Annotated in this window: 21 protein-coding genes; 14 read left to right on the top strand and 7 right to left on the bottom strand. The window is 39.2% G+C overall.

Annotated features, from left to right (window positions below):
* Positions 1–90: 90 nt before the first annotated feature.
* Genes ATS74_RS15100 through ATS74_RS15090 form a run of 3 tightly spaced genes read right to left on the bottom strand, consistent with a single transcriptional unit; the run spans position 91 to position 4,778 of the window.
* The gene (locus ATS74_RS15100; RefSeq protein ID WP_058549696.1) at positions 91–3,126 is read right to left on the bottom strand and encodes a TonB-dependent receptor plug domain-containing protein; all 3,036 of its coding nucleotides are present in this window, start codon (positions 3,124–3,126) and stop codon (positions 91–93) included.
* A gap of 9 nt (positions 3,127–3,135) precedes the next feature.
* Complete coding sequence (locus ATS74_RS15095) at positions 3,136–4,215, bottom strand: FecR family protein (RefSeq protein WP_058549695.1); 1,080 nt, start codon at positions 4,213–4,215, stop codon at positions 3,136–3,138.
* Entirely contained in the window at positions 4,212–4,778 is a 567-nt protein-coding gene (locus ATS74_RS15090; protein WP_058549694.1) for an RNA polymerase sigma factor, read from the bottom strand. The genes ATS74_RS15095 and ATS74_RS15090 overlap by 4 nt, the downstream gene beginning before the upstream one ends.
* A gap of 108 nt (positions 4,779–4,886) precedes the next feature.
* Between ATS74_RS15090 and ATS74_RS15085 the strand changes: the two genes are divergently transcribed.
* A complete protein-coding gene (locus ATS74_RS15085) occupies positions 4,887–5,402 on the top strand; it encodes a DUF2937 family protein (RefSeq protein WP_058549693.1) in 516 nt (171 codons plus the stop codon).
* Here ATS74_RS15085 and ATS74_RS15080 read toward each other — a convergent pair.
* Positions 5,382–6,269, bottom strand: coding sequence for a LysR family transcriptional regulator (locus ATS74_RS15080; RefSeq protein ID WP_058549692.1), 888 nt, complete (start codon positions 6,267–6,269; stop codon positions 5,382–5,384). The genes ATS74_RS15085 and ATS74_RS15080 overlap by 21 nt on opposite strands.
* Before the next feature lie 121 nt (positions 6,270–6,390).
* Between ATS74_RS15080 and ATS74_RS15075 the strand changes: the two genes are divergently transcribed.
* From ATS74_RS15075 to ATS74_RS15040, 8 genes are all read left to right on the top strand, one after another.
* The gene (locus tag ATS74_RS15075; RefSeq protein ID WP_058549691.1) at positions 6,391–7,041 is read left to right on the top strand and encodes a peroxiredoxin-like family protein; all 651 of its coding nucleotides are present in this window, start codon (positions 6,391–6,393) and stop codon (positions 7,039–7,041) included.
* Positions 7,041–7,808, top strand: coding sequence for a haloacid dehalogenase type II (locus tag ATS74_RS15070; protein WP_058549690.1), 768 nt, complete (start codon positions 7,041–7,043; stop codon positions 7,806–7,808). The genes ATS74_RS15075 and ATS74_RS15070 overlap by 1 nt, the downstream gene beginning before the upstream one ends.
* Positions 7,809–8,219: 411 nt before the next feature.
* Positions 8,220–8,828, top strand: coding sequence for a PilZ domain-containing protein (locus ATS74_RS15065; protein WP_058549689.1), 609 nt, complete (start codon positions 8,220–8,222; stop codon positions 8,826–8,828).
* 57 nt (positions 8,829–8,885) lie between these two features.
* Positions 8,886–9,941 (top strand): agmatine deiminase family protein, encoded by a 1,056-nt coding sequence (locus tag ATS74_RS15060; protein WP_058549688.1) that lies wholly within the window; start codon positions 8,886–8,888, stop codon positions 9,939–9,941.
* On the top strand, positions 9,938–10,831 hold the full coding sequence (locus ATS74_RS15055; protein ID WP_058549687.1) for a carbon-nitrogen hydrolase: 894 nt from the start codon (positions 9,938–9,940) through the stop codon (positions 10,829–10,831). The genes ATS74_RS15060 and ATS74_RS15055 overlap by 4 nt, the downstream gene beginning before the upstream one ends.
* 51 nt (positions 10,832–10,882) lie before the next feature.
* Positions 10,883–14,356, top strand: coding sequence for a transcription-repair coupling factor (gene mfd, locus ATS74_RS15050; protein ID WP_058549686.1), 3,474 nt, complete (start codon positions 10,883–10,885; stop codon positions 14,354–14,356).
* Positions 14,356–15,192, top strand: coding sequence for a peptidoglycan binding protein CsiV (locus ATS74_RS15045; protein WP_058549685.1), 837 nt, complete (start codon positions 14,356–14,358; stop codon positions 15,190–15,192). Before mfd ends, ATS74_RS15045 begins: the two co-directional genes overlap by 1 nt.
* 19 nt (positions 15,193–15,211) lie before the next feature.
* Complete coding sequence (locus tag ATS74_RS15040) at positions 15,212–15,463, top strand: hypothetical protein (protein ID WP_058549684.1); 252 nt, start codon at positions 15,212–15,214, stop codon at positions 15,461–15,463.
* Between the two features lie 71 nt (positions 15,464–15,534).
* Here ATS74_RS15040 and ATS74_RS15035 read toward each other — a convergent pair whose 3' ends face one another.
* The 3 genes from ATS74_RS15035 to ATS74_RS15025 form a co-directional block, all read right to left on the bottom strand.
* Positions 15,535–16,887 carry a hypothetical protein gene (locus tag ATS74_RS15035; protein ID WP_058549683.1) on the bottom strand — a complete coding sequence of 451 codons (1,353 nt, stop codon included), beginning with the start codon at positions 16,885–16,887 and terminating at the stop codon, positions 15,535–15,537.
* Positions 16,888–16,991: 104 nt separating this feature from the next.
* Positions 16,992–19,574 (bottom strand): TonB-dependent receptor, encoded by a 2,583-nt coding sequence (locus tag ATS74_RS15030; RefSeq protein WP_058549682.1) that lies wholly within the window; start codon positions 19,572–19,574, stop codon positions 16,992–16,994.
* 577 nt (positions 19,575–20,151) lie between these two features.
* Positions 20,152–20,577: a hypothetical protein gene (locus ATS74_RS15025; RefSeq protein WP_058549681.1), complete on the bottom strand. Its 426-nt coding sequence runs from the start codon at positions 20,575–20,577 to the stop codon at positions 20,152–20,154.
* Between the two features lie 341 nt (positions 20,578–20,918).
* Between ATS74_RS15025 and ccoN the strand changes: the two genes are divergently transcribed.
* From ccoN to ATS74_RS15000, 5 genes are all read left to right on the top strand, one after another.
* Positions 20,919–22,352, top strand: coding sequence for a cytochrome-c oxidase, cbb3-type subunit I (ccoN, locus tag ATS74_RS15020; protein WP_058549680.1), 1,434 nt, complete (start codon positions 20,919–20,921; stop codon positions 22,350–22,352).
* Between the two features lie 12 nt (positions 22,353–22,364).
* Positions 22,365–23,039, top strand: coding sequence for a cytochrome-c oxidase, cbb3-type subunit II (ccoO, locus tag ATS74_RS15015; RefSeq protein WP_058549800.1), 675 nt, complete (start codon positions 22,365–22,367; stop codon positions 23,037–23,039).
* A gap of 6 nt (positions 23,040–23,045) precedes the next feature.
* The gene (locus ATS74_RS15010) at positions 23,046–23,231 is read left to right on the top strand and encodes a CcoQ/FixQ family Cbb3-type cytochrome c oxidase assembly chaperone (protein WP_058549679.1); all 186 of its coding nucleotides are present in this window, start codon (positions 23,046–23,048) and stop codon (positions 23,229–23,231) included.
* On the top strand, positions 23,228–24,262 hold the full coding sequence (gene ccoP / locus ATS74_RS15005; protein WP_058549678.1) for a cytochrome-c oxidase, cbb3-type subunit III: 1,035 nt from the start codon (positions 23,228–23,230) through the stop codon (positions 24,260–24,262). Before ATS74_RS15010 ends, ccoP begins: the two co-directional genes overlap by 4 nt.
* 141 nt (positions 24,263–24,403) lie before the next feature.
* Entirely contained in the window at positions 24,404–24,895 is a 492-nt protein-coding gene (locus ATS74_RS15000) for a FixH family protein (RefSeq protein WP_058549677.1), read from the top strand.

The following is a 24,895-nucleotide window of genomic DNA, read 5'->3' as shown; positions in this document are numbered from 1 at the left end:
AATGGGTTAATCACTTCTCAGCCTTAACTACAACCCAAAAAAAGGGCCTTGCGGCCCTTTGAGTTAAATAACGAAAGGGAGTGTTATTAATTAAAAGCGGTATTCTGCGCCTACATAGTAGTACGCACCGTTAAAACCAAATGGCGCTGAGCGACGTGAGTATTCAAATACACCTGAGCTGCTCACTATTGTGTTGCCGTTTGCATCTACAATAGTGCCTGAGCGAGAGTTACCAATTTCGTTTTTATCTGGGTATACGTCAAACAAGTTGTTTGCACCTATATTTACCGATAAATTTTCAGTAACAAAGTAATTAACTTTAACATCAGTTAATATTTCTGCGCTATAAGTTTGGCGACCACCGTCTTCTACTGTGTACTCACCAAAGCGATTGAGTGATAAGTTTACTGTCCAATCATCACGTTGATAAAGCGCACTTAAATTAATACGGTCTTCTGGTTGCCACTCTTCAATAATCGAAATTTCTTGATCAGAGAATACGTCTTCTACTGGCACTGTTTCAAGGCCTGAGCCAGATGGCGTAAATAACGATACAACATCAGTTTCAGTAAAGTTAGCAGCTAGCGTAAAATCAAGCGTGCCACCAAAACCTTCGGTGTTCCATGTTGCAACAAAATCGATACCCGATGTTTCTGTATCTGCCCCATTTAAGAAAAATTGGCCCGCACCCGCACCTGAGCTAAGTAGTGCAGCGTCTAAGCTTGAAGAAAGCCCTTTGCCTAAACGGTTACTAATTACAATACGGTCATCAATATCAATTGAGTAGTAATCTACAGTCACATTAATATTATCAGTTACGTTATAAACAATACCTAAACTGCGGTTTTGCGATTTTTCTTCTTTTAGTTTTGGAATACCTAAACTTTGTGCAAGTGTAGAGTCATTTCTAAATGTACCTACTTCCTCAGCAACTAAAGAACCATCTTCTGCAACTACAAACTGTGTACTGATATTATTAAAGTATAATTGCTGCATTGAAGGAGCTCTAAAACCGGAGCTTAATGCACCACGTAATGAAATATCGTCAGTAACAGCCCAATTACCTGCAAGTTTAAAGTTTACAGTGTCACCAAAGCCTTTGTAGTTATCGTAGCGAAGTGCACCCGATAAAATAACATCTTCGATTATGTAAGTTTCTGCATCTAGGTAAAACGAAATCACATCACGCGACTCATCAACTGACGATGCAGGAGAAGAACCACCAAATCCTTGGGTACCGCCAGATGCATCTTCAGAGCCCACACCACCACTTAAGCCGCTGTAAATACTTACGCCATTACTGGTGTCGTAATCGCGATACGCATATTCGCTGCCTTCTAAAATTCGATACTCATCAGTACGAATTTCAGCACCCATAGCGAGTGAGTAATCATCAAAGTTTTTAGTGAAATCAATATTGATTGTTTGCAGTGATAATTCCATGCCATAAGCGTACGCTTCACGAGGAATAGTGGTACGGATATCTGCAGCGCTTAAGCCTTGGTCATAACGTAAAAAGTTAGCGTAAGAGGCGTTAATTGTGTCGCTTGTTGTGTAGTCAATGCTATTTTCACCGTATGTGTACGATAAATCTAAACTAGCATCGTTATCAAATTCGGTTTTGTAACCAAAGTTGTATGACACATCATCAATCGTTGTATTAATTTTAGGTAAAAAGCCTAGCGGAATAGTTGCATCACCGTCTTGCAATACTGGGTTACCGCCAGCATTTGCATTATGACGGAAAAATGCAGCTGATTCGTTATCACGAGTTGAGTATGTGATAAAACCATAAAGCTCGCCATCACCTAATTCATAACCCGTATTAACGGTTAAGCCAAATTGCTGAGAGTCGGCATCACCAATTCTAAACGTGTCTCTATCAACCGTTAGTTCGCGCGGATCACCGGCAAGTAAAGTGCCATCACTTAACTCAGTACATCCGTAAAACTGACATGAGCCATGCAAACCTGCACGGTTTGTTGGCGAACGGTCGCGATAATTAATTGTTGTGTTTAAATAACCATCATCGCCTAATGCAAAGCCTTTGTTGAAATCAATATTAATTGTTTCGCCATCACCCTCTGAATATTCACCGTAATTAATCGCTGCTTTACCGCCTTCGCTCGCATCTTTAAGTACAATATTAATAACACCCGCAATAGCATCAGAGCCATATTGTGCTGCAGCGCCATCACGAAGTACTTCAATACGTTTAATAGCCGATGCTGGAATAGCGTTCATATCAGTACCCGCAGTACCACGCCCTACCGATGTATTAATATGAATGATACTTGCTTGATGGCGACGTTTACCGTTGATCAATACGAGAGTTTGATCAGGACCTAAACCACGTAATGTTGCAGGTCTTAATGCATCGGTACCGTCACTGATTGACGAACTTGAAAAGTTAAATGAAGGTGCAATAGATTGCAGCATACGGCCAACTTCTGTTTGACCTGTATTTTCAAGTGCTTCGGCACTTAAAATATCTACTGGAACAGGTAAATCCTCTACTGAACGGCCCGCTACGCGGCTACCAACAATAGCAATTTTTTCGATTTTTTCTTGAGCAACTTCTTCTGCTGCATTTACACCTTGCGAATTTGCTGCAAGTAAAGCTGGTAATACTGCTGCACTGACCGCTGAAAGCTTCATCATGTTGTTATCATTCCTGTTGATTTGTTTGAGTTTTATACTCAGTAAACCATTTTGATCAACAACCGCATCGAGCTCTGTCCCACCTAGTAATGCTTCGAGTGCATCTAGCTGAGTGTAAAATCCATAAACCGAATTTGCATTATATTGCTTCGCCAACTCAAAAGAGAAAACCACGGTTTGCTCTGTTTGTTTTGCGTATTCAATTAAGGCTTTGTCTGCTCGCTGCGCTTTTATATCAAATTGCACCATTTGCCCAGTAGTTTGAGTTGCAGCTTGTACACTTAAGCTAAAAATAGCCGGTGCAAGTACACTAAAACCACTCAATAGATGCGTTTGGTTACTGCGCAATTTATATAAACAGCTGACAAACAAAAATCCTCTATTACTTTGCTTCTTTTTTTTAATCTTTTTTTTACTTATCGTATTTATAGATGCAACTTTAGCTAACATTAATTTAATGTGCATAACGTCTACTTATGATTCTGTGTGGTGTTTTAGCGTTACTACATGCTCACCTAAACGCTCATGTTCAATCGAAAAGTTAGTGTGTAAACTTTCTAATAAACCTTCCACATCACCGGCTTTAAACACGCCAGCTACTTTTATACTCGCCAGTGCATCTGACGACAATTCAAAACGAGTCGATGTGTATCTACTTACTTCATTTAGTGCATCACTTAGCTGTTCACCATTAAAAATAAGCATGCCGTTTTGCCAAGCTAAATCACGTTGTACATCGCCCATTGAAAGCTGAGTGATAGGTTTAGTAACACTTTGCTCTATAACTGCTTTTTCGCCAGAGATAACAATATTGGCGTTAATTTGACGAATTTTTTGCGTGCTATTATCTGCAAGCTGATAATCTTTAAAGTCGTTAGCATCAACGGCTACGCTCGGATCAGTGATCATCACTTTACCTTCAGTCACTACCAGCTCTAAGTCTGATGACGTATTGCGCTGCACATTGAATACCGTGCCAAGGGCTGTAAAACTTTTATCACCTGCCATAACACTAAACGGACGTGTTGCGTCTTTTGCTACATTAAAACGCCCCTCCCCTCTGCTGAGTAACAACTGCCTGCGCCCTTTACTGTATGCAACCTCTAATAAACTATTGGTATTAAGCTGCACAATAGTGCCATCTGGCAGAACGTAAGTGGATTGTTCACCTACTTTTGTTTTGTAAATTTTAGTGTAATTAACTTTCGCAAGCTCTTGGTTATAGCCGTTTTCTAAATTAATTAATAAGTAGCTGCATACCATTAACGCAGCAAATAAACTCGCTGCAATTGAATAAGAAAACATCCACTTCTTTTTAGATTCTTTTGCACTATTGTGCTGTGGAAATAAATTACTTAACTCATTTAATACAGATAACTCATCCCATAATTGGGCTAGTTCATAAATAGCGTCTTGATGAGCCGTACTTTGCATCATCCATAATTTAAATTGCTCTTTTTCATCATCGGTCAAACCCCGATCGATGGCACTTATCCAGTCACATGATTTCTCTAAAATGAGATCTTTTGAATTAAATTGATGAACGTTACTCATTCTGCAACCCTCCCTACTGAAATAGGGTGAGCCTGTGCTTTTGGGTGTACTTCATTGCCTTGTTCATACTCACGCATATAAAGCATGGTTTGTAATAACCCTTTTGCAATGTGTTTTTCAACAGTACTTTGACTTAACTGCATTTGTTCTGCTATCTCTTTTTGGCTCATACCGTATACTTTTTTTAATATAAAGCATTTACGAATAGACGAGCTTAGTTGCTCGGTAGCTCTACAAAAAAGTAAAAAGCGCTCTTTAGATGTGTATTCATCTTCAAGCTGCATTGATTTGAGTAATACGGGTAATTCGTTATCATGTTCTAACGAATCATTAAATTTGTTATCCCATTTAGCAATATGGTTAAGTGCTAAGTGCTTTGCTGTTTTGAGCATATAACTGCGGGTAAACTGAATGTCTTGTTTTAAATCAGCTTCATAGCTTTTTATAAACGTTTCTTGCACAATGTCTTCTACATCGTCGGGCTGAACTATACGCGATACAAAGCGCTTTAGTTGCTTCGAAATATCAACAAATGTTGACGTGATTTTTACTTTTTTCGTCATCCTTAACACGCACCTGTTGTTATTTTTATTACCAACAGGTTACGAGTTTTTGGCATAAAAACAAGATTAAATGTTAATTTAGCGTTATTTAAATGGATAAGAAGATAAATGAGTAAATTTTTAGATTATATTCGACTTAGTTTTTTTGCTTGTGGGTTGCTGCTAGGGGTACAAATTCCGGCCTATGTAAGCGATTTTGGTCAAGCGCTCAATGCACAATTAATTGAAGCAAATAACGCAATTTCACCTTTTAAAAATGACGCTGCCACATACTTTAATAACGATTTAAATAAACTAATAAAACACTATAAAAATTTAGGCGATAAAATTGTAGGCAAAGGCGCTGAACATATTCATACCCTTAATATGCGTCAGCAATCGCTCCAGTTAGCGGTTGAGCAATTTAAGCAATCGCCTTATGTTTTTACTCTAACGAGCAACCTAAGCGATATTAAGCAACAGGTATGGCAGCGCTTTGAAGGCCAAATAGTGCTAAAAAAAGACTCTATAATAGCGGCAATTATTAGCGCCATTATAATTGCAGTGCTTGCTGAACTGCTTGGTTTTTTACTTATATCAGGGTTAAAACGCGGCTACAGTAGATTATTTGCAGCTCAAAAATAATGATTTCATAAATTCATAAAACACATCTGTTTTACGCGTTGTTAAACTGTTTTGCGGGCGTAAAAACCACACCGGAGCATCACTTTGCGCCATAACATGCGGCATAACTTCAACAAGCGCACCGCTTTTTAGCTCTTCGCTTATCGCTATTTTAGATTTGATAGCAATACCGTGCCCTGCAATAGCAGCCTGTGTCATGTTATCTGAGTTAGAAATAGTAAAACGCGTTTTTGCATTAAATGTATTTATACCACCGTGCTCATCAAATAACTTAAGTTGCCTTTGCCAAGGTAAGCATACCCAATAATGCTCTTCTAATTGAGCTAGTGTTGTAGGCATACCATGCTTTTTTATATAACTAGGCGCAGCACAAAGTAAACGGCTGTTATTAACTATCTTGCGAGAAAGCAGCCCTGAGTCTGTTAATGTGCCCACTCGTATCGCTACATCTTGCGCGTCATCCACTACATTCACAAAATGGTCAGTTATTAAAAAATCGAGCTTAAGCTGTGGATACTTACTCTCAAACTCAGTCAGTTTTGGCATTACATATTTTGAAAAAATCCAAGGCGGCATAGTAACGCGCAACAAACCACTTACCGATGAGCTACGTGCACCTATACTATGTTCGGCGTCATGTAATGCTTCAATTATGGCACCGACACGGCTGTAAAATAATTCACCAGCAGGCGATAACCTTACTCTTCTGCTATCTCTAAAAACTAAAACAGTGGCTAGTTCTCGTTCTAGTTTACTAAGCCTGTGACTTACAGTTGCGGGTGATAGTCGCTGCTCACGCGCTGCAGCCAATACCCCCTTGTTTTCGACCACCGCAATAAAGGTTTCTAAATCACTTAAATTGTACATTGGCTAGCTTAGATGTGTTTTCAATGTTTAATATTTTCGAATGAAGCTTTCAGTTTTGCAATGTTTATTTAAATAACTAGAACACACATAATCGCAATATGTTTTAATTTGAGATTTAGTAATGAGTTTAAAAGCACAAATAGATGCATACAATGTGCAAAAAGAAGCAAAATTACCTGCTGATGTACTCGCATTAATGGACACAACAAATGAAGAGCTTATAGCTCAGCACATTAAAGATAACGCCTTACAAATTGGTGCAAAGGTAGAAAACTTTAGCTTAGTAAATCATAACGGTGAAAGTATCAAGCTTAATGATTTATTAAATAAAGGCCCAGTAATAGTTAGCTTTTACCGTGGTGGTTGGTGTCCTTATTGTAATTTAGAGTTAAAAGCACTGAACGATTACTTAGCGCAATTTAAAACGCAAAGTGCCCAGTTAATTGCTATTTCACCACAGTTACCCGATGAAACACTCTCAACTACACAAAAAAATGAACTAGATTTCGATGTACTTTCAGATGTGAGTAATAAAGTAGCTGAACAATTTGGCTTATTGTTTACATTAGATGAGCGCATTCAAGCACTTTATACACAGTTTGGAATTGATTTTGAGCACTACTACGGTGATAAAAGCTTTAAATTACCACTACCCGCAACATACGTAATTAACCAAGAAGGCGTTATTACTTACGCATTCTTAAACGAAGACTACACCCTACGTGCAGAGCCTATTGATATTATGGCAGCACTTGAATCGGAGCAAAATTAATGTCTATTTTAAAATCGTTAAAAAACCTTACTCTTTCACTACTTGTCGGCTCAAGCTTAGTTTCTGGCTATGCGATGGCTGATGAAATGAAAACTCAAGAAAAACCTAAAGTACTTATTTTCGATGTTAACGAAACACTCCTTGATTTAACATCAATGCGTACCTCAATTGGTAAAGCGCTAGGTGGTCGAGAAGATTTACTACCTTTATGGTTCTCTACAATGTTGCACCACTCATTAGTAGATACAGTAAGCGGTAGTTACCACGATTTTGGACAAATTGGTGTGGCATCGCTAATGATGGTGGCACAAAATAACAATATAGACATAACAAGTGAACAAGCAAAAACAGCCATTGTCACCCCGCTTTTAACACTCCCACCACATAATGATGTTAAAGAAGGGCTGGCAAAACTTAAAGCACAAGGCTATAAGTTAGTAAGCCTTACTAATTCTTCAAACAAAGGTGTTAAGGCACAGTTTGAAAGCGCTGGTTTAATGTCTTACTTTGATGCGCGTTACAGCATTGAAGATATTAAAATATACAAACCAGATTTACGTGCTTACGAGTGGGTACTTAAAAAGTTAAATGTAGCGCCAAATGAAGCAATGATGGTAGCAGCACATGGTTGGGATGTAGCAGGCGCTAAAGAAGCCGGATTACAAACTACATTTATTGCACGCCCAGGTAAAGCGCTTTACCCACTTGCAAAAAAACCTGATCACGTTGTGAAAGATTTACATGAATTAGTCGCTCTACTTAAGTAAGCACGTTTATACGCTAATTAATCAATACCCAAGCGGCCGATGTTAGGATGACATTGGCCGCTTTTTTATGTTTGATAAATGCTTAATGGATATGGATAACGCCCAAGAACAGAACGCGAATGCTTTGCTCAGTTTTACTTATTTTATATGGGTGTAAGGCCGACAGATTAATAGACCTAGTAATTTCTCCCTTACAACGCTACTATTTAGCTAAACTAAACTTTGGTTGAAAAGTTACTAACATATTGAACTGTAATGATATTTAAATACACTTTCTCGATTCAGTAGGTTTTAGTAAAAACAAAGCAAATTTACCTGTAAATAGTAGCCGTAAATTCTATGTAGATAGCGCCGTAAATAGCTGCTTTGTATGGGTTTACTCGAGTTAGCTAATGCGTAGTGGAGATAGTTATGAAAAGCCAAAGATTAAGCGAATTTGAAGAGTATTTTCAAATAAATGAAAGTATAAGAGTGAATTTATTCGCGGTATCTGACAACCAAGTTCCTAAATCGCAACTTGAACTTGAAGACGACATTCCTCCTCTATTTAGGTTAGCTAATGAGGTCAGTGAGCTTGAGCAAAGTTCTTTACGCCCGCTTAGAAATTTAGGTGATGTTGCGCAAGAACTAGCCGCCTTTTTACAGGCGCAGTCTCGTAAAATTGATTTAATCATGAGCCATATTTTAGCCTCTGAGCAAGCACAAGATAGCGCCATTCAATGTGACAGCTATGGCGGTGGCGGTATTCGCTTTACCTCCCCAGACGTTTATTCAATTGGCCAAGCATTCAGAACGAAGCTATTTTTGCATCACGAAGCTTCTGCAGTATATTGTTATACCGAAGTAGTTGCTGTTGAGAAAAAAGATAATGAACATTATCAATACACTATGCTGTTTACATCAATCAGAACTACCGACCAAGAGCTTGTAGTAAGAGCAAGCTTACACGCCCAAACACGCCAACTAAAAAAACGCCAAGAACTTGAACAAGTTAATGCTGAACCTAACAGTGATAATTAGCTGACATATTTACGTAAAATGCTAAACTAACGGCACCTTAATTTGTATCAAAATTTCATGAACTTTAGACTTTTACCAGAATGGGCTGAGCAAGATGCTGTAATGCTAACTTGGCCGCATATAGACACCGACTGGGCTAATAATTTAGCGCGTGTAGAACCCGTTTATGTTGAGCTTGCAAAGCAAATAACACACAAGCAACAGCTTGTAATAGTAGCCCACAGTGAAGCATTAAAAATTAGTATAACAGCGCTGCTTAAAAACGCCGCTATTGATTTAAGCCGAGTTCATTTTGTAGTTACCCCTACAAACGATACATGGGCACGCGATCATGGCCCTTTAACGTGTGCATCAATAAACAATCCGCTTGAGCTAAATGTGGTTGATTTTACATTTAATGGTTGGGGCAATAAATTTGAAAGCGCGCTTGATAATCAAATTAATAAAAGCTTGGTAAAAGCGCTTGGCGATACAAATAACCAGTATCAAGCAATTGATATGGTGCTTGAAGGCGGTGGTATTGAAATAAACGAACACGGCGTTTTACTTACAACTAGCGAATGTTTACTCAATAAAAACCGTAACCCTGATTTATCAGCTGACGAAATAGAGAGCCTCTTAAAAAGCCATTTAGGCGCTATTGATTTTTTATGGCTAGAGCATGGCTATTTATCGGGTGACGACACCGACAGCCACATTGATACCTTAGTGCGTTTTGCGCCTAATAATACACTGGTATATGTAAAGTGTGATGATGAAAATGATGAACATTTTAGCGCCTTAAGCGCGATGGAAAAACAGCTAAAGAGCTTTAAAACAGCAAATAACACCCCATATACTTTAATTGCATTGCCTTGGCCAAAAGCAGCATACGACAATGAGAATACGCGTTTACCTGCAACCTACGCTAACTATTTAATTATAAATAACGCGGTTTTAGTACCTACTTATAACGATATAAATGACGAACTTGCCCTTTCGCAAATTCAAAAAGCGTATCCAACGCATGAAATTATCGGCATTAATTGCCAACCTATTATTGAACAATTTGGCAGTTTGCACTGTATTACCATGCAACTACCTCGTGGATTTTTAGCTGGAGCAGCACAATGACAAGCCCTGCAAAATTAAATGTAGCCTTAGTACAACAATCTAATAGCAATAACGCAGAGCAAAATATGGCAAAATCAATTGCCGGAATTCGCGATGCAGCCAAGCAAGGCGCACAGCTAGTTGTTTTACAGGAGCTGCACCGCAGCCTTTACTTTTGCCAAACTGAAGACGTAGACGTATTTGATTTAGCTGAAACAATTCCGGGCCCAAGTAGTAATACCTTAGGCGAGCTTGCCAAAGAGCTCGGAATAGTCATTGTTGCCTCTTTATTTGAAAAACGCGCGACAGGCTTATACCACAATACCGCTATAGTCCTTGAAAAAGACGGCAGCATTGCCGGTAAATACCGAAAAATGCATATTCCTGATGACCCTGGTTTTTACGAGAAATTTTATTTTACCCCAGGTGATTTAGGTTTTGAGCCGATTCAAACCTCTGTAGGTAAATTAGGCGTATTAGTTTGTTGGGATCAATGGTTCCCAGAAGCAGCGCGCTTAATGGCAATGGCTGGTGCTGAAATATTAATTTACCCAACTGCAATTGGCTGGGATCCACGTGATGATAACGATGAACAAGCCCGTCAAAAAGATGCATGGGTTATTGTTCAGCGTGCCCACGCTGTTGCCAATGGCGTGCCTGTGATTAGCTGTAACCGAGTAGGCCATGAGAGCGATCCAAGTGCGCAAAGCGAAGGTATTGCATTTTGGGGTAACTCATTTATTGCAGGCCCACAAGGTGAGATATTGGCAGAGGCCAATAACACTGATGAGCAAATTTTAGTGGTAGAACTTGATCAAAAAGCGTCTGAAAACGTAAGACGTATATGGCCGTATTTACGCGACCGTAGAATTGATCATTACCAAGACCTAACAAAAATTTACCGAGACTAAATAATATTATGGCGCTTGCACACAAGCGCCACATTGTAAATGGAGTAATAAATGGCGTTTGAGCAATGGGCAGCCTTGCCTTGGGTAAAATCTCAAAAAGATAAAATTCAATGGGGGCAGCTTAGTGGCAGTGGTTTAAGTATTGCCATTGCTGAGGGCGTAAAACAACAAGATGACTTGGTTTTAATTGTAACGCCTGATACGCCAAGTGCTTTACGCCTTGAAACCGAGCTTGAATACCTGTTACCCGATAATCCGGTAATGGTTTTTCCTGATTGGGAAACTCTGCCCTACGATCACTTCTCCCCTCATCAAGATATAATTTCAGCGCGTTTAGCCACACTTAACACCCTTAAAAACGAAAAACAAAGCGTTTTAATTGTGCCTGTATCTACATTAATGCTCCGTACTGCGCCTGCTTCATTTATTTACGGATCTACACTTAATTTTAAAGTAGGCGATAAGCTCGATACTCATAACTTACGTAGCAACTTAGAGCAAGCTGGTTATTTACACGTGCAACAAGTTATGGAGCACGGCGAGTATGCTATTCGCGGCTCTATAGTTGATTTATATCCTATGGGTAGCCCGCACCCATTTAGGCTCGACTTTTTTGATGACGAGCTTGATACCATTCGCTTATTTGATGTAGAAACCCAGCGTTCTGACGAAAAAGTAGATAAAATTGAATTACTTCCTGCTCACGAGTTTCCTACAAACGAAGCTGACGTAGAACGCTTTAGAATAAATTACCGAGAAAAGTTTGGCGCAAGCTCAGAGCAAGACTCTGTTTACATGCAAGTTAGTAAAGGCACTTGGCCGGCAGGTATTGAATACTACATGCCTTTGTTTTTTGAAAAACTCGCCACTATTTTTGATTACTTACCAGATACAACCACAGTAATGCAACTAGGCGATTTAGAGCATGCTGCAGATAACTTTTGGCACGACGTAAATGTACGCTACGAAAACCGCCGAGTAGATCCACTACGCCCATTATTAGAGCCAACAGAGTTATATCAGCCAATTAATGAGCTATTTTCTAACTTAGGTGAATTTTCTCGTATTCGCTTATCACTTGCCAAGCTTGGCACTAAAGCAGGCAATAAAAATCTAAGCGTTAGTGAATTACCAGCCATTCGTATAGATCATAAGCAACATGAACCATACGGTGCATTTATAAATTACGTTGCCCAGCAAAAAAAGAACAAAGGCCGTATTTTACTAAGCGTTGAATCAGACGGACGACGAGAATCGCTATTAAGTGTATTAAAACCAAGTGGCATTAAATTTAAAGAGTTTGACACGCTAGAGCAATTTACAAAAAGCGACAGCGACGTAGGTTTAATTGTAAGCCCGCTTGAGCAAAGTGTGGTCCTTGGCACTAAGCCAAGCCTTGCTATTATTACCGAGCAAGAATTATTAGGTATTAAAGTATCGCAGCGTAGGCGTCGTAAACACAAATACGAAGCAAGCCAAGATGCACTTATACGAAACTTAGCCGAGCTTAAAGAGGGTCAACCTATTGTTCACCTAGATCATGGTGTTGGCCGCTACCAAGGGCTGCAAACAATAGATGCCGCAGGTGTTATTACCGAGTTTGTAACTATCACCTACGCCAGTGAAGCTAAACTATATGTACCAGTATCAGCGCTGCATATGCTTAGCCGATACTCTGGTGGTGAAGAGGCCAGTGCCCCACTACATAAATTAGGATCAGACGCGTGGGAAAAAGCTAAAAAACGTGCGGCTGAAAAAGTGCGAGACGTAGCTGCAGAGCTTCTTGATATTTATGCTCAGCGACAAGCCAAACCAGGTAACAAATTTACGCTTGATGGACAAACATATCGTCAATTTAGCGACAGTTTCCCTTTTGAAGAAACCGACGATCAGCGTAACGCAATAGAAGCGGTACTTGGCGATATGCAATCAAAACAAGCCATGGACCGATTAGTATGTGGTGATGTGGGGTTTGGTAAAACAGAGGTAGCCATGCGCGCTGCTTTTGTAGCGGTTAACGATAACAAACAAGTTGCTGTATTAGTGCCTACCACCTTGCTAGCTCAACAGCACTATGAAAACTTTAAAGACCGTTTTGCTGACTTTCCAATTGAAGTGGGTGTGCTTTCACGCTTTAACTCAACCAAGCAGCAAAAAGACACTCTTGAAAAAATGGCTGATGGTAAGTTAGATATAGTTATTGGCACCCATAAACTCATCCAGCAAGACATTAATTTTAGCGACTTAGGTTTACTAATTGTAGATGAAGAGCATCGCTTTGGTGTTCGCCAAAAAGAAAAAATTAAAGCACTACGTGCTGATGTAGATATACTCACACTAACTGCAACGCCAATACCACGTACTTTGAATATGGCTATGAGTGGTATGCGTGATTTATCTATTATTGCGACCCCGCCAGCTAAGCGTTTAGCTGTTAAAACGTTTGTACGCCAACGAGATAGTGATTTAATTCGCGAGGCAGTACTTCGTGAAATTAAACGCGGTGGCCAAGTATACTTTTTACACAACAACGTAGAAACCATTGAACGTGTATCTCAAGAAATTAGTGAATGGGTGCCAGAAGCAAGTGTGACCTCAGCTCACGGGCAAATGCGCGAGCAAGAACTTGAGCAAATAATGGCTGATTTTTATCACCAAAAATACAACGTACTGGTGTGTACCACTATTATCGAAACCGGAATAGATGTACCCACTGCAAACACTATTATTATGGATAGAGCCGATAAGCTTGGTCTTGCTCAGTTACACCAATTACGAGGACGTGTAGGACGAAGCCATCACCAAGCGTATGCTTATTTGTTAACTGGCGATCCTAAATCTTTATCTAAAGATGCATCAAAACGCTTGCAAGCCATAGAGTCACTCGAAGATTTAGGCGCAGGCTTTGCTCTTGCAACTCATGATTTAGAGATACGCGGTGCCGGTGAGTTATTAGGTGACGATCAATCAGGGCAAATGCAAACAATTGGTTTTAGTTTGTACATGGAAATGCTTGAACAAGCCGTAAATGCGTTACGCGAAGGCAAAGAGCCAACCCTTGAAAACCTATTACAAAAACAAACAGAAGTAGATTTAAAACTCCCTGCATTACTACCTGATGACTACATTCACGATGTTAATGCGCGTCTTGGCATGTACAAGCGCGTAGCAAGTTGTGCTAGTCTTGCTGATATGGATGAATTACAGGTAGAGCTAATAGACCGCTTTGGCTTACTGCCTGACGCTGCTAAAAATCTATTTAGTTTGCAACAGCTTAAAATGCAGGCGAGTAATTTAGGTATAACAAAAATTGAAGCAAACCCTAAAGGGGGCTACTTTGAGTTTAGTCAAAACACGAAGGTTAACCCTAGCTTCATCATTGGCTTGATACAAAGTGCACCTAAGGTGTACAAAATGGATGGCGCAAATAAACTGCGCTTCGCAATTAGTGAAGCTAACGCTCGCGAACGCTTAAAAATGGTCACTGCAATGATTGCAGATTTCGAAAAAAAGGTTAGCCATTAATGTTGCTAAAAAAATCGCTTATTGTTCTATGTTGCTTATTTAGCAGCACTGTATTTGCAGAACGTTGGTTTGAAGTTGAAGTACTGGTATTTAAGCAGCGCCCTGCGCCATACTTACAAGAAGACTTTACGCTTAAACACGACACTATTGAAGATAAAAACAGCCTAGATTTAATGACACCTATTTATACAGAGCAAGCAATGCAAGCTTGTATAGATGGCGACGCGCGTTTTAAAAAGCACTCTTTTACTGATTCATTAGTTAACTCAAACCCGCAATCTGGTGTATGCGACGACAGCACTGATTACATGCAAAGCTACGATGAATTACCTGTAACGCCACAAGTAGCAGCACAGGATCATATGCAGCAAACCTATTTGTTAGCACCTGAACAATTACAGTTTAAAACTCAATTGCGTCAGCTCGACAGAAAAGGGTTAACACCTATTTTGCATACCGGATGGCGCTTTGAAGGCGCCAGTAAGTCACGTGCACCCAGCATGCATTTAATAGCTGGAAAACATATTAAAAGTGATAATAATGTTATTCCAAGCTATTCAAATCCTGACTTTGTAAGCTTATTAAATACGCAACCTGAGCTTTTCGACGACCCTGACAAGGCAAATGTTGAATGGGAGCTAGATGGTTTATTTAAAATACATTTACGACATTATTTATACATTACAGCTAATTTTGATATTAGCCAAAAGCTAGAAAACGGCAATATAGAATCAGCCCGCTTTTCGCAGTTTAGACGTGTAATAAGTGGCGAAGTACATTACTTTGATCACCCTCGAATGGGCATGATTGTCCAAATTAGAAAATTTAAACATTAATATTTAGCAGGATATAACAATGAAAAAATTCCTTATCATCGCAGCTACCTTGAGCCTTGCAGCGTGTTCTAAAGTAAATCTAGAAAGCTATGAAAAAATTAAAGTAGGCATGGACAAAACTGAAGTAGAAGCCATTTTAGGCAGTGCTGATAACTGTGTTGAAAAAACACTGCACACAAACTGTGTTTGGGGCGACGAATCTAAAAATATCGAAATTACACTTGTTTCAGACAAAGTGACGTTATATAGCAAACATGGTTTAGCTAACTAAGTAACGCTTAAATAATTAAAAAAGGGGGATAGATTTCATCTATCCCCCTTTTTTAATGTATGGCTATAAACCTACTTTTTAGAGTAAATAAGTTCTATATTTATGATTTTACTGCGGTTTAGCGTTATTTTATAGCGCTGGTAAAGCTTTTTATCTTCCTCAGTTAATACAAGTACCATATTTAACTGATAACGCCGCTCTACCCCTTGTTTAGATATTTTATTACTATCTAAATGGTATAACTTACCTTCACCACGTTTTAAATAACGCGCAAATGGCGCTAAATTAAACTGCAATGTTTGCTGTAGCGTATCGTACCCTGGTAAAAACTCTTTTGCGCTTACTCGTGTTTCGCTTGCAAAGTGCAACCACTGCGCCGCTTGCTTATTTTGCTGGCGACGCTTTGAAAATATTGATTTAACTTCTTGCGGAATTTTTTTAAATCGAACATATTCTAGCCAAATAAATTGGCTGGCTATTTTATCTTTGCTAATACTGTTTTTAAAACTAAAACGCCATTTAGGCCGACCGCGAACAATAGCCCGCCAAATTACCCGTGTTATATCTTCTTTAAATATTTCACGTAGCCCGTAAATAACCCCTAAAATTAATATTAGCGTGGCAGTTACCTCCGTAAAGGTTGAGCGTGCGTTTAGTATTACCACCATAACAAATGCCATGATAACCGCAGTCACCGTGCCTTTAACTAAACGTTTAAGGTAGCTATTAAGAAACCGTGTTTGCCGCTGTAAAATAACGCCATGCTCTATTAAACGTTGTAACAGGCGCATTTTATTGGTTATACGGTTTGCATCTTGTAATGTGGTTTCGGAGTTATAGTTTTTTTCTCCGCGGTAACTATTCTCGTTTTTACAAAATTGCAGTAGATCATTACGTTCTTTTGCAAAATCACTACTACGTGGACCTTCATCTAATAGCTTTAAAAATGACTGCTCAACATGCCAGCTTAAGTAGTTATCAGCATTAGTAAAAAATGGGATCAGTTTTTCATCATCAGGTGTGTAACGCCTAAGCTTTTTAAGTAATCCTTCACTTTGGCCAAATAACTCGATAGCTCGCTGGAAAAAATCTTCAACATCTTCAATTTTAAGTGCGTCTCGTATATCAGCATCAAGCGCTAGACGAACCTGATAGCAAAACAAATTAAGGTTTTGGCGGTAATCTTGTTGCTCACCTTTGTTTTTACTAACAAAACGGCTTCTTACTAAGGGTAAGTGAATGTTGTTAGCGTTATACGCTAAGTGCGATTTAAAGTGGTTATTAAAGTAAGATTCTTCAGTGAGAGTTTGTGGGTTAATACCCATTTCATTGGGTATAGAAAAATACAGATCAATACGCTGCTCAGCACGCGGGTTGAGCTCTGGTTCAATGACAAAAGATAAGTTTTCGTCTTGCTTTAACAATCAGTTCTCCTTCTAATAATGGTATTAAGTGTACTTGTCTCCTTTGTTTTGTTCAATAAAAAAGGCCCAGTAAAAACTGAGCCTTAATACGATTAATGTGCTAATTAAAACTTAACGTTTACACCAGCAAATACACGACGACCAAGTACATCGTATGTGTACGGGTCAGTGTTAGAATCGTTGTTACCTGAGTAGTATGGTGGTTGCTTATCAAATAAGTTATTTACACCAGCAGTTAACGATACCATTTCACTGATAAAGTAAGAACCACTTACATCATGGTAAACAACAGATGGTGTTGTTGGTGCATAACATGTAGATTCTTTACCTAGACAGCTGTAGCTATCCATTCCAGCAATGTAACGTGCTTTGTAATTAGCAGACCAAACATCACCTTTAACATCTAACTCAAAGTTTGCTTTAACGTCAGCATAACCACCAATACCAGAAGTGATTAAACCAGCGTAATCAATGCTTGATTCAATAACATCAACAGTGTATTCGTCAAGGTAAGTAACATCTAATGACGTGTTCCAAGCAAGACCAGCTAAATCAAATTTGTAATTTAAGTTTAAGTCATAACCTTTTGTTTGCTCATAACCTACGTTTTGTAGTTGGTTATTAAACGAGATACGACCAGTGCTTTGGTTAAAGTCAATATTTGCTGAACTACAAAGTGCTGTTGATTGATTAGCTAAAGAGCCATCTGATGCAAGACATGAGTCAACAATGTATTGGTTATTTACTGTAGCAATAGCGTTTTCAATTTCAATGTCGTAGTAATCTAACGTCATTGAGAAGCCATCAAACCACTCTGGTTCGTAAACTACACCAACAGTAACTGTATCAGCCAACTCAGGTGTTAATTGGTCATTACCGCCCACTGTAACTTCAGCTTGATCTTGTGCACCTGTAAAGCTAACTTGCTCGTAAGATGGAGAATCACCTGAATATAACTCAGCAACTGTAGGAGCACGGAAAGCTGTAGAGCGAACACCACGAAGCATTAGTTCGTCGTTTACGCGCCAAGTTAAACCAAGTTTCCACGTTTCATCAGAACCAAATGTGCTGTAGTCAAAAGCACGGATCGCAGCGCTTAATTCTACATTCTGTGCTAGGTAAGCATCAGCAACTAAAGGAATAGCAAGTTCAAGGTATGCTTCGTTTACATCAAAACGACCGCTTGTTGCATCAACACGTGGGTCATTCGCAAGACCTTGTGAAGTGATAGAATCTGGTGTGTACCATGCTTTTTCTTCACGACGCTCAAGACCTGCTGCAAAACCTACAAAGCCCGCTGGTACTTCCATTAACTCACCAGAAAGCGCAGCTGTAATCATAAACAATTGACTACCACCTGAGTTTTGCTCGGTGTAAACATAGTCACTAAAGCTGCTGCTTGACCATGAAGCTTGTGAAAGAGGGTTAAAGTTACCAGCTTCAATTTCGCTTTGAATTGAACCCATGTTGTGAAGGTTGCTTAAGCGATCCACTGAGTCATTACGACCAAAAATAACTGATGTATCCCACTCTAAGCCATTATCTAAATAACCTGCAGCACCGATAACAGAACGAACTGTATCAACTACTTGAGATGAATCACGTGTACCAGTGTCTACCATACGGCGGCCGTAAGAAACTTCATCACCGTAGTTAATGTTTTGGTCGATTAAAGAATCACCCATCCATTCAGCGTAGTCAAAGTCGAACCATACTGGTTGAGGCGCTAATTGCTGCTCTGACCAACGTTTTGAGTATGTAAACTCAGAGTATAAACGCGTGTCATCAGTTAAATCAAAGCTACCAATACCTGTAAGGTTTAAACGACGCATTGGCGTATATAAGTAGCTAGATTGCGAATAGTTGTAAGCGTCACTAGTACCAAAGTCGTGCCAGCCATCATCAGCTTGACCTTGCAAAGATTCATCACCTGACCAAACATGGCCATTAGGCGTATAAGAAGAACCAGAACAGTATGGAGCACTGCCATCGCCATCTTCAGTTAATGGACAATCAGAAAAACTACGATCTGCCTGAGAAGCATCGCCACGGTCTGTATACTGTAAACCGATTACAACGTTACCACGACCGAAGTTACCACCCATAGTGATATCAAAAGACGTTTCATCTGCATCACCTTCAGTAGTGATTGCTGATTTAACGTTAAGGTCTAAGCCTTCAAAGTCATCTTTTAAGATAATATTTACAACACCTGCAACAGCATCCGTACCATAAACAGCAGATGCGCCATCTTTAAGTACTTCAATGTGCTTGATCATAGATACCGGAATAGTATTCAAATCAACGGTAGAAGCAGCACCTGTACCTGAGTTGATCATACGACGGCCGTTTACAAGTACTAAAGTACGTTGTGAACCTAAACCACGTAAATCAATTGATGCATTACCACCAGACCCATTATTTATACCTGGGTTAGTCATTGCGCCGCCTGTAGCGGTCATTTTTTGTAGTACAGAGTCTACTGATACAGCGCCTGAAGCAGTGATATCGTCAGCACCGATAATAGTAACTGGGCTAGCGGTTTCCATATCTGCGCGCTTAATGCGAGAACCCGTTACTTGAATTTTTTCGATTGCTTGTGCTGAGTCTTCAGCAGCTAGAACTTGCACACTTGAGAACATTGGGAATGCTGCAATTACAGCTAAACCAAGAGTTGACTTTTTCATGAATAAACCCTACTTGTTGGAAATTTACCTTAATTGGTAATGCTCACTTTTTATTAGAATAGTGAGTCAGGAGGGCAACTTAGGCGCTTTTAACTGAACGAAAACTTAACAGTAGTTCGTTTTATATCACACAACAAAATAGAATAACCATTTTAGGTACATAGGTTACATTATGTTTCAGTGTTAATTAATAAATACACATTAAAAACAATACTATAAATAAATATAGAAACATTATAAATACAGCTGAAACCAAAGTGATTCACTTTGTAATCAAATGTAATTACTTGAGTTTTGTACCAAAAACAGACAAATTAACAACTTGATCACAGCACATTATTAAAAGCGTAAAACTAAATGTTAATTACTAACCATATTTATGCATAGTTACCGGCTAAATAGTCTTAATTAGTTACTTACAAAGGAATTTTGGATTTGTTTTTTGTTCAGCGGCAATTAAAAATTGAACTTTTTAGAGTTACTTTTACAGCGAGTGGGAATTGTAGAGGTTTAATCAGGCACTGAGCTTTAATGATCTGAATAGAATAAAGCTCGTACAGTACAGTGAAGATTAAATTTAGTAAGTGACATAAAAATAATAGTTGAGAGTATCAATTTGTGATGTGGTAGTGTTTTTTACTATTAGCTCTAAATTCCATAGCATTTTTTTTTCTGAGCAAATACCAACCATCGTATTGCTTTGCCATAAGTCATTATGCTTTTTAAAAAATTGCGGAATATAACCCATATACATAGTGATCCCTTTTAGCTTGGCATCTTCAATTTGTATATTTGCAGGTAAGTCACTAAAAATAGTGAATGGAGTTTCTGGTGAAAGGTTTTTCTCACTTAACCATACTTTAACACCGTTTGAAAAAGTACATGGTAAATTAGCTTCACATTTGGCGTTTTTAAGTAATTTGACGTCTGAATTTTTAGAAAAATCACACGCTGTTAATAAAAAAATCAACGCAGTAAATAAACTTAACCTATATATAAGCATAACAATGTCGCAGCAAAGAAAAGCAAATACTAATAATCACGACTATAAATAACAAGTGTGAGTGTTACTATTAGAGCAAATTAGGCACAAACTGTATCAAAAAATAAACAACAAGCTCACAAAGTTTGATTGATGTCATAATTTTATGTAATTGACCTATCTTTTTTAGGCCAAAAAATTTATCATTTCACCCGCAAAAAATAAGGGTTTCTCGAGTTTGTTTTCTGAAGCATTCAGGCTTTGAACGTTTTAGGTAACACGCTTGAGAAAAATAGTAGGCCCCACTTTTTTAAAGTGGGTAATTCATTTCTAAACGCATTTATTGCAGCGGAAGCCAGAAAATGAGCCAAACAGTAGCATCACAAACTGAGTATAACTATAAGGTTGTACGCCAATTCGCTATTATGACAGTGATTTGGGGCATCGTTGGCATGAGTATTGGGGTTCTGATTGCTGCCCAATTAGCTTGGCCAGCACTTAACTTTGATACACCATGGTTAACTTACTCTCGACTACGTCCGTTACACACGAACGCAGTAATTTTCGCATTTGGTACCAGTGCACTTTTTGCGACGTCTTATTACGTCGTTCAACGTACTTGTCAAACGCGTCTTTTCTCAGACAAACTTGCCGCCTTTTCGTTTTGGGGCTGGCAGCTCGTTATTGTACTAGCAGTAATTACATTACCACTTGGTATTACTAGCTCAAAAGAATACGCAGAACTTGAATGGCCAATCGATATTTTAATCGCTGTGGTTTGGATTGTTTACGCAATAGTATTTTTTGGTACTTTAATTAAGCGTAAAGTGTCGCACATCTACGTTGCTAACTGGTTTTACGCTGGCTTTATTATTACTGTTGCAGTGCTACACATTGTAAACAGCATGGCAGTACCAGTATCGTTAACTAAATCATATTCTATCTACGCAGGTGCTGTAGATGCAATGGTTCAGTGGTGGTACGGTCACAACGCTGTAGGTTTCCTACTAACTGCTGGTTTCTTAGGTATGATGTATTACTTTGTACCAAAACAAGCAGGCCGCCCAGTTTACTCATATCGCTTATCGGTAGTTCACTTTTGGGCACTTATCTCATTATACATTTGGGCAGGTCCTCACCACCTTCACTACACTGCACTTCCTGATTGGACGCAAAGTTTAGGTATGGTTATGTCTATTATCTTATTCGTTCCATCTTGGGGTGGTATGATTAACGGCATCATGACCCTGTCTGGCGCTTGGCATAAGCTTCGCACCGACCCAGTATTGCGTTTCTTAGTTGTTTCATTGTCTTTCTACGGTATGTCTACGTTTGAAGGCCCAATGATGGCAATTAAATCTGTAAATGCGTTATCTCACTACACAGATTGGACAATCGGCCACGTACACTCAGGTGCACTAGGTTGGGTTGCTATGATCTCAATTGGTGCTATTTACCACCTTATCCCTGCGTTATTCGCACAAGGTCGTATGTACAGCGTTAAATTGGTTAACACCCATTTCTGGTTACACACGGTAGGTGTTGTACTTTACATTGTTGCAATGTGGATTTCAGGTGTTATGCAAGGTCTAATGTGGCGTGCAGTTAACTCTGACGGTACATTAATGTACAGCTTCGTTCAGTCTTTAGAAGCGTCGCATCCTTTCTACATTATGCGCTTTGTAGGCGGTGTATTCATCGTAACAGGCATGTTAGTTATGGCTTATAACGTTTTCCGTACAATTTCAGCTGAAAAAGAATCACTGAAGTTAGACGCGCAAGCACAATTAGCATAACGGAGTGAGATGATGAGCAATAAAAATTCACAAAACAAACATGAAATAGTAGAAAAGAACGTTGGCCTAATGGCTATTCTGACTGTTTTTGCTATTAGTTTTGGTGCATTAGTTGAAATTACTCCGCTAATGTTCCAAGACGATACGACTAAACCTGTTGAAGGCCTGCGCCCACTTAACGCGCTTGAAATGGAAGGCCGAGACATTTATGTACGTGAAGGTTGTTACAACTGTCACTCACAAATGATCCGCCCTTTTCGCGATGAAGTTGAGCGTTATGGTCACTACTCTGTAGCTGGCGAGTCAGTATGGGATCACCCTTTTCAATGGGGTTCTAAACGTACTGGCCCTGACCTTGCTCGTGTAGGTAAACGTTACTCGGACGATTGGCATTATGCTCACTTAGTTGACCCACGTGCCGTGGTTCCTGAGTCGAACATGCCAGGTTTTCCTTGGTTAGCAGAGACAACGGTTGATACAAGCCTAACTCTGAAAAAACTACAAATTTTCCGTGATACTTTTGCTATCAACCCTGAAAACCCAAAACACCCGGGTTTAGGTTATGGCAGCGACGAAGAGCTTCAAGCAGATGTTGAAAAAGTTAACGCTATGAATAACGGCGAAGGCGCAACAGAAATGCAAGCCTTGATCGCGTATTTACAGCAACTTGGCACCCACTTGAAGTAAAAAATTATGGATTACGGAACATACAGAGGCATTTTGACTCTGGTAATTTTAGTATTGTTTATTGTGATTGTTGTATGGGCATACAGCAAACGTAGCAAAAATCGTTTTGATAACGCTGCTAATGCCATTTTTGAAGATGAAAAAAAACATAACAACACACTCTCTAACGAGGAAAAGGAGTCTGAAAAATGACTAGCTTTTGGAGTATTTGGGTTATTGTTTTAACCCTAGCCTGTTTAATTATCATCTTTAGCTTATTAGTTTGGAACCTTAAAAACTATGCTGGCGTTAAAGAAGGTGAAGATTGTGGGCATGAATATGACGGTATTACAGAGCTAAACAATCCACTACCAAAATGGTGGACGTACATGTTCTTTGCAACATTTGTTTGGTCTGTATATTACCTTGCAGCTTACCCAGGTTTAGGTAACTGGGAAGGTTTAGGTAAATGGACTAGCTCTAATCAGGGTATTACGTCTTTAGCTGAATCTAAAAAAGCAGTTGCGGATGCTAAAGAAGAAGGCCGTTTTGTTAAACTTGATAAAGAGTACGAAGCTGCACAAGAGCGTTTTGGTCCAATTTTCAACAAACTTGCACAAGTACCCGTTTTAGATTTAGTTAATTCTAAATTTGAAGGTGATGCAGCGCAGCAAGTTGCTCTTGAAAATGGTGATAAACACGAGCAAACAGATGGTCAATTAGCACTTGAGATTGGTCAGCGTTTATTTTCGCAAAACTGTGCTCAGTGTCATGGCTCTGATGCCCGTGGTGGAACTGGCTTCCCTAACCTAACTGATAAAGATTGGTTATACGGTGGTTCACCTGACAAAATTAAAGAAACACTTCTTTATGGTCGTATAGCTGCAATGCCTTCTTGGGGTGCTGCACTTGGTGAGCAAGGCGTAAAAGAAATGACGGCTCATGTTCTTAGCTTATCTGGTCGTACTGTTAACCAAAAAGATGCAGCCGCTGGCGCCGCTAAGTTTGCCATGTGTGCAGCGTGTCACGGTGCTGATGGTAAAGGGTCTGTTGCACATAACTTACCGTTTGGTGCACCTAACCTAACAGATAACATTTGGTTATATGGTGGCTCTCAACGCGCTGTTGAAGAAACGCTTAATCATGGCCGCGCCGGTGTTATGCCAGCATGGAAAGACATTTTAGGTGAAGATAAAATTCACTTGTTAACTGCGTATGTTTACAGCTTATCGCAAGATAAATAAACATTGAGTTAACCAATAATTAATCTTTTTATTTCAATAGATTAATCCAGATCAAAAAAGCCTCCAGTCGGAGGCTTTTTTTTAGTCTTTTACAAATATTTGCTATAAAATAACCCCACCTAAACTAATTTTAGAGCAACTATGCAACCTACTCCGTGGTATAAAAATTTTTGGCCTTGGTTTTTAATCTTTTTTCCTCTCGCGGCCATTATTGGGTGCATAACGTTAATTATTACTGCTGTGGGCAACGGCCCAGACATGGTGGTAGATGATTACTACAAAAAAGGTAAAGCTATTAATTTAGAGCTTACTAAGTTTGAAAAAGCCAAAGCACTCTTTTTACACGGCGAGCTTAATGTGACTGATGAACGCGTTAGTTTTAAATTTACTAAAGGCGATTATAGTAATGTACCTGCATTAAAATTATCATTTTATCATCGCACCATCAAAGCCCATGACTTTGCCGCCACATTAACTCCAAATGCTAATAAAGAATTTACAGCCCTACTCGAAAACTATACACCGGGCGCCTACTCTGTGTTTATAGAGCCTATAGATGGCAGCTGGAAGTTAAAAGAAAACATCACACTTCCTACAGAGCAGCCTCTGTTAGTTACGCCTAATTATAAGTAG

It is taken from the genome of Pseudoalteromonas sp. H103 (genome assembly GCF_001469205.1).
Taxonomy (GTDB): Bacteria; Pseudomonadota; Gammaproteobacteria; order Enterobacterales; family Alteromonadaceae; genus Pseudoalteromonas; species Pseudoalteromonas carrageenovora.
This window is presented reverse-complemented; position numbering and strand designations above follow the sequence as displayed.

What these genes read in the sequence shown, in the direction of transcription:
- ATS74_RS15100 (WP_058549696.1), bottom strand. Translation starts at nt 3,126, where the DNA reads ATGCACATTAAATTAATGTTAGCTAAAGTTGCATCTATAAATACGATA.
- ATS74_RS15095 (WP_058549695.1), bottom strand. Translation starts at nt 4,215, where the DNA reads ATGAGTAACGTTCATCAATTTAATTCAAAAGATCTCATTTTAGAGAAA.
- ATS74_RS15090 (WP_058549694.1), bottom strand. Translation starts at nt 4,778, where the DNA reads ATGACGAAAAAAGTAAAAATCACGTCAACATTTGTTGATATTTCGAAG.
- ATS74_RS15085 (WP_058549693.1), top strand. Translation starts at nt 4,887, where the DNA reads ATGAGTAAATTTTTAGATTATATTCGACTTAGTTTTTTTGCTTGTGGG.
- ATS74_RS15080 (WP_058549692.1), bottom strand. Translation starts at nt 6,269, where the DNA reads ATGTACAATTTAAGTGATTTAGAAACCTTTATTGCGGTGGTCGAAAAC.
- ATS74_RS15075 (WP_058549691.1), top strand. Translation starts at nt 6,391, where the DNA reads ATGAGTTTAAAAGCACAAATAGATGCATACAATGTGCAAAAAGAAGCA.
- ATS74_RS15070 (WP_058549690.1), top strand. Translation starts at nt 7,041, where the DNA reads ATGTCTATTTTAAAATCGTTAAAAAACCTTACTCTTTCACTACTTGTC.
- ATS74_RS15065 (WP_058549689.1), top strand. Translation starts at nt 8,220, where the DNA reads ATGAAAAGCCAAAGATTAAGCGAATTTGAAGAGTATTTTCAAATAAAT.
- ATS74_RS15060 (WP_058549688.1), top strand. Translation starts at nt 8,886, where the DNA reads ATGAACTTTAGACTTTTACCAGAATGGGCTGAGCAAGATGCTGTAATG.
- ATS74_RS15055 (WP_058549687.1), top strand. Translation starts at nt 9,938, where the DNA reads ATGACAAGCCCTGCAAAATTAAATGTAGCCTTAGTACAACAATCTAAT.
- mfd (WP_058549686.1), top strand. Translation starts at nt 10,883, where the DNA reads ATGGCGTTTGAGCAATGGGCAGCCTTGCCTTGGGTAAAATCTCAAAAA.
- ATS74_RS15045 (WP_058549685.1), top strand. Translation starts at nt 14,356, where the DNA reads ATGTTGCTAAAAAAATCGCTTATTGTTCTATGTTGCTTATTTAGCAGC.
- ATS74_RS15040 (WP_058549684.1), top strand. Translation starts at nt 15,212, where the DNA reads ATGAAAAAATTCCTTATCATCGCAGCTACCTTGAGCCTTGCAGCGTGT.
- ATS74_RS15030 (WP_058549682.1), bottom strand. Translation starts at nt 19,574, where the DNA reads ATGAAAAAGTCAACTCTTGGTTTAGCTGTAATTGCAGCATTCCCAATG.
- ATS74_RS15025 (WP_058549681.1), bottom strand. Translation starts at nt 20,577, where the DNA reads ATGCTTATATATAGGTTAAGTTTATTTACTGCGTTGATTTTTTTATTA.
- ccoN (WP_058549680.1), top strand. Translation starts at nt 20,919, where the DNA reads ATGAGCCAAACAGTAGCATCACAAACTGAGTATAACTATAAGGTTGTA.
- ccoO (WP_058549800.1), top strand. Translation starts at nt 22,365, where the DNA reads ATGAGCAATAAAAATTCACAAAACAAACATGAAATAGTAGAAAAGAAC.
- ATS74_RS15010 (WP_058549679.1), top strand. Translation starts at nt 23,046, where the DNA reads ATGGATTACGGAACATACAGAGGCATTTTGACTCTGGTAATTTTAGTA.
- ccoP (WP_058549678.1), top strand. Translation starts at nt 23,228, where the DNA reads ATGACTAGCTTTTGGAGTATTTGGGTTATTGTTTTAACCCTAGCCTGT.
- ATS74_RS15000 (WP_058549677.1), top strand. Translation starts at nt 24,404, where the DNA reads ATGCAACCTACTCCGTGGTATAAAAATTTTTGGCCTTGGTTTTTAATC.